Annotated in this window: 5 protein-coding genes; 4 read left to right on the top strand and 1 reads right to left on the bottom strand. The window is 69.4% G+C overall.

Going from position 1 to position 7,508, the window contains the following annotated elements:
- The first annotated feature begins 217 nt into the window (after positions 1-217).
- Positions 218-1,273 (top strand): Obg family GTPase CgtA, encoded by a 1,056-nt coding sequence (gene cgtA / locus CEK65_RS00835; RefSeq protein WP_152180459.1) that lies wholly within the window; start codon positions 218-220, stop codon positions 1,271-1,273.
- Between the two features lie 121 nt (positions 1,274-1,394).
- Here the strand turns inward: cgtA and rpsT are convergent, their stop codons facing one another.
- Positions 1,395-1,667 carry a 30S ribosomal protein S20 gene (gene rpsT / locus CEK65_RS00830; RefSeq protein WP_010341167.1) on the bottom strand — a complete coding sequence of 91 codons (273 nt, stop codon included), beginning with the start codon at positions 1,665-1,667 and terminating at the stop codon, positions 1,395-1,397.
- A 116-nt stretch (positions 1,668-1,783) separates the two neighbouring features.
- Between rpsT and murJ the strand changes: the two genes are divergently transcribed.
- From murJ to ileS, 3 genes are all read left to right on the top strand, one after another.
- Positions 1,784-3,376 (top strand): murein biosynthesis integral membrane protein MurJ, encoded by a 1,593-nt coding sequence (murJ, locus tag CEK65_RS00825; protein ID WP_152180465.1) that lies wholly within the window; start codon positions 1,784-1,786, stop codon positions 3,374-3,376.
- 292 nt (positions 3,377-3,668) lie between these two features.
- A complete protein-coding gene (locus tag CEK65_RS00820) occupies positions 3,669-4,667 on the top strand; it encodes a bifunctional riboflavin kinase/FAD synthetase (RefSeq protein WP_152180458.1) in 999 nt (332 codons plus the stop codon).
- 6 nt (positions 4,668-4,673) lie between these two features.
- The gene (gene ileS, locus CEK65_RS00815; protein ID WP_152180457.1) at positions 4,674-7,505 is read left to right on the top strand and encodes an isoleucine--tRNA ligase; all 2,832 of its coding nucleotides are present in this window, start codon (positions 4,674-4,676) and stop codon (positions 7,503-7,505) included.
- Positions 7,506-7,508 lie beyond the last annotated feature (3 nt).

Genomic DNA, 7,508 nt, shown 5'->3' with positions numbered 1-7,508 from the left:
CCCGCTTCGGCGGGGTTTTTGTTTTGCGGCTGGGAATGGGGAGTGGGGAATCGGGAATGGGCAAAGGCGCCTCCCGTGAACTCGCCCTGTCCTGGTTGCGTCAGGCAATGCAGTGATGGATTTTGCCGATCTGTGGCTGCGACATAGAATCGTCGCCGCGGCGATGGCTCGCTTTTCCCATTCCCGATTCACCATTCCCCATTCCCGGTTGTTATCCATGAAACTCGTAGACGAAGCGGAAATCCAGGTCACGGCCGGCAATGGCGGCAATGGCTGCATCGGCTTTCGCCGCGAGAAGTTCATCCCGCTGGGTGGGCCCGACGGCGGCGACGGCGGCAATGGCGGCAGCGTGTGGCTGGTCGCCGACGAGAATCTCAATACCCTGGTCGACTTCCGCCACCAGCGCGCGTTCCGTGCGCAGCGCGGCGAGAACGGCATGGGCCGGCAGATGTACGGCAAGGCCGGCGAGGATCTGACCATCACCGTGCCGGTCGGCACCGTGGTGATCAACGTCGAGACCGACGAGGTCATCGGCGACCTGGTCGCGCACGGCGACCGCCTGCTGGTCGCGCAGGGCGGCAAGGGCGGCCTGGGCAACATGCATTTCAAGAGTTCGGTGACCCGCGCGCCGCGCAAGGCGACGCCGGGCGAGGAGGGCGAGGAGCGCACGCTCAAGCTGGAGCTGAAGCTGCTGGCCGACGTCGGCCTGCTCGGCTTCCCCAATGCCGGCAAGAGCACCTTCATCCGTGCCGTGTCCGCGGCGACGCCGAAGGTCGCCGACTACCCGTTCACCACGCTGTATCCGAACCTGGGCGTGGTCAGCGTCGAGGCCTATCGCAGCTTCGTGATCGCCGACATTCCCGGGCTGATCGAGGGTGCCGCCGACGGCGCCGGCCTCGGTGCGCAGTTCCTGCGCCACCTGCAGCGCACCCGTCTGCTGCTGCACCTGGTGGATCTGGCGCCGATGGAGGGTGGCGTGGATGGCGTGTCGCCGACCGAGCAGGTGCGGGCGATCGAGCGCGAGCTGCAGAAGCACGACCCGGAGCTGCTGGCCAAGCCGCGCTGGCTGGTGCTGAACAAGGCCGACCTGATGTTCGAGGACGAGGCGCGTGCGCTGGCCGAGCAGGTCGTCGCCGAGCTGGGCTGGACCCAGCCCTGGTACCTGGTCTCGGCGCTGGGCCGCGAAGGCACCTGGCCGATCATGAAGGACGTGATGGCGTTCTTCGACCGCCAGCGCGAGGAGGCGCTGGAGGCGGCCGCCAATGCCTCCTGAGCGTCGCGCCGTCCCGCGGCGCGCGGGGCAGGGCGACGCGCACACGAAAAACCCGGCCGAGGCCGGGCTTTTTCGTGGTGCTGCCGGAAGCGTGGGCGCTTCCGGCGTCGACGGCGGCCGATCAGGCGGCGGTCTTGATCGCCTTGATGCGGGCGCTCAGGCGGCTCTTGTGACGGGCAGCCTTGTTCTTGTGGATCAGGCCGCGCGAGCTGAAACGGTCGAGGATCGGCTGGGCGATGGCGAAAGCGGCTTCGGCGCCGGCTGCGTCGTTGGCGTCCAGGGCCTTGATGACCTTCTTGACGGCGGTGCGCAGCATCGAACGCTGAGCCGTGTTGCGCGCGTTGCGCACGACGGTCTGCTTGGCGCGCTTCTTGGCGGACTTGATATTGGCCACGGTGGTGGTTTCCTGGAAAGCTGTGTGGTGGATAAAAACAAGCGGGAGAGTATGAAGCGTCCGAATATTCGCGTCAAGTCAATTGTCAAGAGGGCTGCCGCATGAGCCAGCCGCGCATGCTCCGCGGGCTGCTCTCCTTCAGCAGCATGACCATGGTCTCGCGCGTGCTGGGACTGGTGCGCGACCAGGCCATCACCATTTCCTTCGGCGCCAACGCCACCACCGACGCGTTCTGGGTGGCGTTCCGCATTCCCAACTTCCTGCGCCGGCTGTTCGCCGAGGGCTCGTTCGCCACCGCGTTCGTGCCGGTGTTCACCGAGGTGAAGGAAACCCGCCCGCACGCCGACCTGCGCGCACTGATGTCGCGGGTGTCCGGCACCCTGGGCGGGGTGCTGCTGCTGGTCACCGCGCTGGGGCTGATCTTCACCCCGCAGGTGGCGATGCTGTTCAATCCTGGCGCTACCGACGACCCGGCCAAGTTCGGGTTGATCGTCGATCTGCTGCGGTTGACCTTCCCGTTCCTGCTGTTCGTGTCGCTGACCGCGCTGGCCGGCGGTGCGCTCAACAGCTTCCACCGCTTCGGCCTGCCGGCGCTGACCCCGGTGATCCTCAACCTGTGCATGATCGCAGGCGCACTGTGGCTGGCGCCGCGGCTGCAGGTGCCGATCCTGGCGATGGGCTGGGCGGTGCTGGTGGCCGGCGTGCTGCAGTTGCTGTTCCAGTTGCCGGCCTTGCGCGGCATCGACCTGCTGACCCTGCCGCGCTGGGGCTGGCGGCATCCGGACGTGCGCCGGGTGCTGACCCTGATGGTGCCGACGCTGTTCGGTTCCTCGATCGCGCAGATCAACCTGCTGCTGGACACGGTGATCGCCTCGTTCCTGTACGCCGGCTCGCAGAGCTGGCTGTCGCAGGCCGACCGCTTCCTGGAGCTGCCGCTGGGCGTGTTCGGTGTGGCCCTGGGCACGGTGATCCTGCCGGCGCTGTCGCGGCACCACGTCAAGACCGATCGCGCGGGCTTTTCCAGCGCGCTGGACTGGGGACTGCGCACGACCTTGCTGATCGCGGTGCCGGCGATGCTGGGGCTGATGCTGCTGAGCCAGCCGTTGGTGGCGACCTTGTTCCAGTACGGCAAGTTCACCGCCTTCGACACGCGCATGGCGGCGATGTCGGTGTTCGGGCTGAGCTTCGGCCTGCCGGCGTTCGCCCTGCTCAAGGTGCTGCTGCCGGCGTTCTATTCGCGCCAGGACACGCGCACGCCGGTGCGCGCCGGCGTCGCCGCGCTGGTCGCCAACATGGCGCTGAACCTGTTGTTCCTGGCGATCCTGTACCAGTTGTGGGTGCCGGCGGAACTGCGCGCGCAGGGCGTGCGTGCGGCGCTGGCGGCGGTGCCGGGCCTGCACCTGGCGCTGGGCCTGGCCAGTGCGGTCGCCAGCTATCTCAACCTGTCGCTGCTGTGGCGCTGGCTGCGCCGCGACCAGGTCTACCAGCCCAAGCCGGGCTGGGGCGGTTACCTGCTGCGGCTGGGCCTTGCCTGTGCGCCCATGGTTGCGGTGCTGCTGCTGGGTCAGCATTGGCTGCCGGCGTTCACCGGCATGGACAAGTGGCACCGTATCGGCGGCCTGCTGCTGCTGGTCGGCGGCGGCGGCGCGGTGTACCTGCTGGCCTTGCTGGCGCTGGGGTTCCGGCCGCGGGATCTGCGCGAGCATTGAAGCCGGGGTTCGGGACCCGGGACCCGGGACCCGCGAGTGCCAAGCGCTTGCGATTGCATTGTGGGAGGGGCTTCAGCCCCGACGGGCCTTCCCGGGAAAGCCCGTCGGGACTGAAGTCCCTCCCATAGAAAGTGATCACTTTGTTTTTGCCGGATCGCCTGGCGGCGGTCTGGCTCCGCACGCCGATGCTGCCGTCCCGGGTCCCGGGTCCCGGGCCAAGCCCCCACCCGCTATACTCGACGGTTACGCATCATCGACCGGCGCTTCCTGCGCCGGCGCTTCGGACCGAGGAATGAGCAGGCTGTTTAGAGACGTCGAGGGCGGGACCCTGTTCCCGCAGGGAAGCGTGGTCTGCATCGGCGCCTTCGATGGCCTGCACCTGGGCCACCGCGCGCTGGTGCGGCAGGCGATCGCGCGCGCGCGCGAAGCGGGCGTGCCGGCGGTGGCGCTGAGCTTCGAGCCGCTGCCGCGCGAGTTCTTCGCCCCGGCCGCGCCGCCGCCGCGGTTGACCCTGGCCCGGGCCAAGGTGCAGGGCCTGCTCCAACTCGGCATCGACAGCGTCGGCCTGCTGCGCTTCGACCGGCGCATGGCCTCGATGAGCGCGGAGGACTTCGTGCAGCGCGTGCTGGTCGAGCGCCTGCGTGCGCGCGAGGTCTGGATCGGCCCGGCGTTCCGCTTCGGCCACAAGCGCGGCGGCGACATCGCGCTGCTGCGTGCGCTGGGCGCCCAGCATGGCTTCGCCGCCGACGAGATCGCGCCGGTGCACCTGCGCGAGGAGCGCATTTCCAGCACCCGCATCCGCGAGCTGCTGGTGGCTGGCGAGTTCGCCCATGCCGCCGAACTGCTCGGCCGCCCGTATGCGATCGGCGGCCGCGTGGTGCGCGGCAAGCAGCTCGGGCGCACGCTCGGCTATCCCACCGCCAACCTGCGGTTCGCCCGCACCCCGGCGCTGTCCGGCATCTACGCCACCTGGGTGCACGGGGTGGCGGCGCAGCCGTGGCCGTCGGTGTCCAGTTTCGGCACCCGCCCGACCGTGCAGGGCGTGGAGCCGCTGCTGGAAGCGCACCTGTTCGATTTCCAGGGCGACCTGTACGGTCGCCACATCGAGGTGGAGTTCGTCGCCAAGCTGCGCGACGAGGAAACCTTTGCCGATCTGCCGGCGCTGACCGCGCAGATGCACCGCGACGCCGCGCTGGCGCGGCAACTGCTCGCTGCGCCTGCTGGCGCGGGCCTGCCGCCCGTGTCCGCCGCCCCGCGCGCGGATCTCCCCCTGAAGACCACCGACCGGTAACTGCCCGTGACCCAGGACTACAAAGCCACCCTCCATCTGCCGGCGACCGAGTTCCCGATGCGCGGCGACCTGCCCAAGCGCGAGCCGGACATCCTGGCGCGCTGGGAGAGCGAGGGCCTGTACACGCGGCTGCGCGACAACGCCCAGGGCCGGCCGCTGTTCGTGCTGCACGACGGCCCGCCGTACGCCAATGGCGCGATCCACCTCGGGCATGCGGTCAACAAGATCCTCAAGGACATCATCGTCAAGTCCAAGTACCTGTCCGGCTACGACGCGCCGTACATTCCGGGCTGGGACTGCCACGGCCTGCCGATCGAGATCGCGATCGAGAAGAAGTTCGGCAAGGTCGGGGTCAAGCTGGATGCGGTTGAGTTCCGGCAGAAGTGCCGCGAATACGCCAACGCGCAGATCGACATCCAGCGCCGCGACTTCAAGCGCCTGGGCGTGATCGGCGACTGGGACAACCCGTACCGCACGCTGGACTTCCATTTCGAGGCCAACGAGATCCGAGCGCTGGCGCGGATCGTCGAGAACGGCCACCTGACCCGCGGCGTGAAGCCGGTGCACTGGTGCTTCGACTGCGGTTCGGCACTGGCCGAGGCCGAGATCGAGTACGCCGACAAGCAGTCGCCGACGGTGGACGTGGCCTACACGGCACGCGACGGCGCGGCGCTGGCCGCCGCATTCGGTGCGACCCTGCCGGACGGTGCCGAAGTGGCCGTGCCGATCTGGACCACCACGCCGTGGACGCTGCCGGCCTCGCTGGCGGTGTCGCTGGGGCCGGAGCTGGTCTATGCGCTGGTCGAAGGCCCGGCCCGCGACGGCCGCCGCCGCTGGCTGGTGCTGGCCGACGCGCTGGCCGAGCGCGCGCTGCAGCGCTACGGGGTGGATGAGGTGGTGGTGCACGGCCGCGTCGCCGGCGTGGCGCTGGAACACCAGGTGCTGGCGCATCCCTTCTACGACGAGCGCGACGTGCCGGTGATCCTCGGCACCCACGTGTCCGACACCGACGGTACCGGCGCGGTGCACACCGCCCCCGGCCACGGCCAGGAGGACTACGTGGCGGTCAAGCCGTACGGGCTGCTGGAGCGCTACGGCGCGGCGCAGATCAACCCGGTGGATGCGCGCGGCGTGTACCTGCCGTCGACCCCCGCGGTCGATGGCACGGAACTGGCCGGGCTGCACATCTGGAAGGCCAACGACGTCATCGCCGACCTGTTGGCCGCGCGTGGGCTGCTGCTGGCGCGCGCCAGCATGGTCCACAGCTATCCGCATTGCTGGCGGCATAAGACCCCGATCGCGTTCCGCGCCACCCCGCAGTGGTTCATCTCGATGGAGCAGGCCAACCTGCGCGCCGAGGCGCTGCAGGCCATCGAAGGCGTGCACTGGTACCCGGCCTGGGGCCAGGCGCGCATCGCCGGCATGGTCGCCGGGCGCCCGGACTGGACGATCTCGCGCCAGCGCACCTGGGGCGTGCCGATCGCGCTGTTCGTGCACCGCGAGACCGGCGAGCCGCATCCGCGCAGCACCGAGCTGATGCGCCAGGTCGCCGACCGCGTCGAGGAGGGCGGGGTGGACGTGTGGTACGCGCTCGACGCCGCCGAACTGCTCGGCGACGAAGCGGGCGACTACGAGAAGATCACCGACATCCTCGACGTCTGGTTCGATTCCGGCGTCACCCATGAGGCGGTGCTGACCGAACGCGGCCTGCCCAAGCCGGCCGACCTGTACCTGGAAGGCTCCGACCAGCACCGCGGCTGGTTCCAGTCCTCGCTGCTGACCGGCGTGGCGCTGGACCACGCGGCGCCGTACCGGCAGTGCCTGACCCACGGCTTCACCGTGGACGAGCACGGCCGCAAGATGTCCAAGTCGATGGGCAACGGCATCGAGCCGCAGGACATCATGAAGACCCTCGGCGCGGACATCCTGCGCCTGTGGATCGCCTCGGCCGACTACAGCAACGAGATGTCGCTGTCGCAGGAAATCCTCAAGCGCAACGCCGACGCCTACCGGCGCCTGCGCAACACCGCGCGCTTCCTGCTCGGCAACCTGCACGGCTTCAACCCGGCCGTGCACCTGCGGCCGCTGCCGGAACTGGTGGCGCTGGACCGCTGGATCGTGCACCGCGCCTACGAGGTGCAGGAGCAGATCAAGGCCGCCTACGCGCGCTATGACTTCGCCGCCATCGTGCAGGCGCTGCTGAACTTCTGCAGCGTGGACCTGGGCTCGCTGTACCTGGACGTGACCAAGGACCGGCTGTACACGATGGCCGAGGACTCGCTCGGCCGGCGCTCGGCGCAGACCGCGATGTTCCATGTGGCCGAGGCCTTCGTGCGCTGGATCGCGCCGATCCTGAGCTTCACCGCCGACGAACTGTGGGGTTACCTGCCGGGCGCGCACCTGGGCAACGTGCTGTTCGCCACCTGGTACGAAGGCCTGGCGCCATTGCCGGACGACGCGGCGCTGAGCGCGGCCGACTTCGAGCAGTTGCTGGCGCTGCGCGAGCAGGTGGCCAAGGTGCTGGAGCCGATGCGCGGCAACGGCGTGATCGGCGCTGCGCTCGAGGCGGAGATCACCGTCGCCGCCGACGCCGCCACCGCGGCGAAGCTGCAGCCGCTGCAGGAAGAGCTGCGCTTCCTGTTCATCAGCGGCGACGTGGTGGTGCGCGAGGCCAGCACCGACGAGATCTTCGTCAGCGCCCAGGCCACCGAGAAGCCCAAGTGCGTGCGCTGCTGGCACTACCGCGCCGACGTCGGCGCCGATCCGGCGCACCCGGAACTGTGCGGCCGCTGCGTCAGCAACATCGAAGGACCGGGCGAGGAGCGCCGCTGGTTCTGAGTC

The sequence above is a fragment of the Xanthomonas sp. LMG 12459 genome, assembly GCF_009192905.1.
In the GTDB taxonomy this organism is placed as follows: Bacteria; Pseudomonadota; Gammaproteobacteria; order Xanthomonadales; family Xanthomonadaceae; genus Xanthomonas_A; species Xanthomonas_A sontii.
The sequence above is the reverse complement of the archived record's forward strand: the minus strand, read 5'-3'. Positions and strand labels throughout refer to the sequence as shown.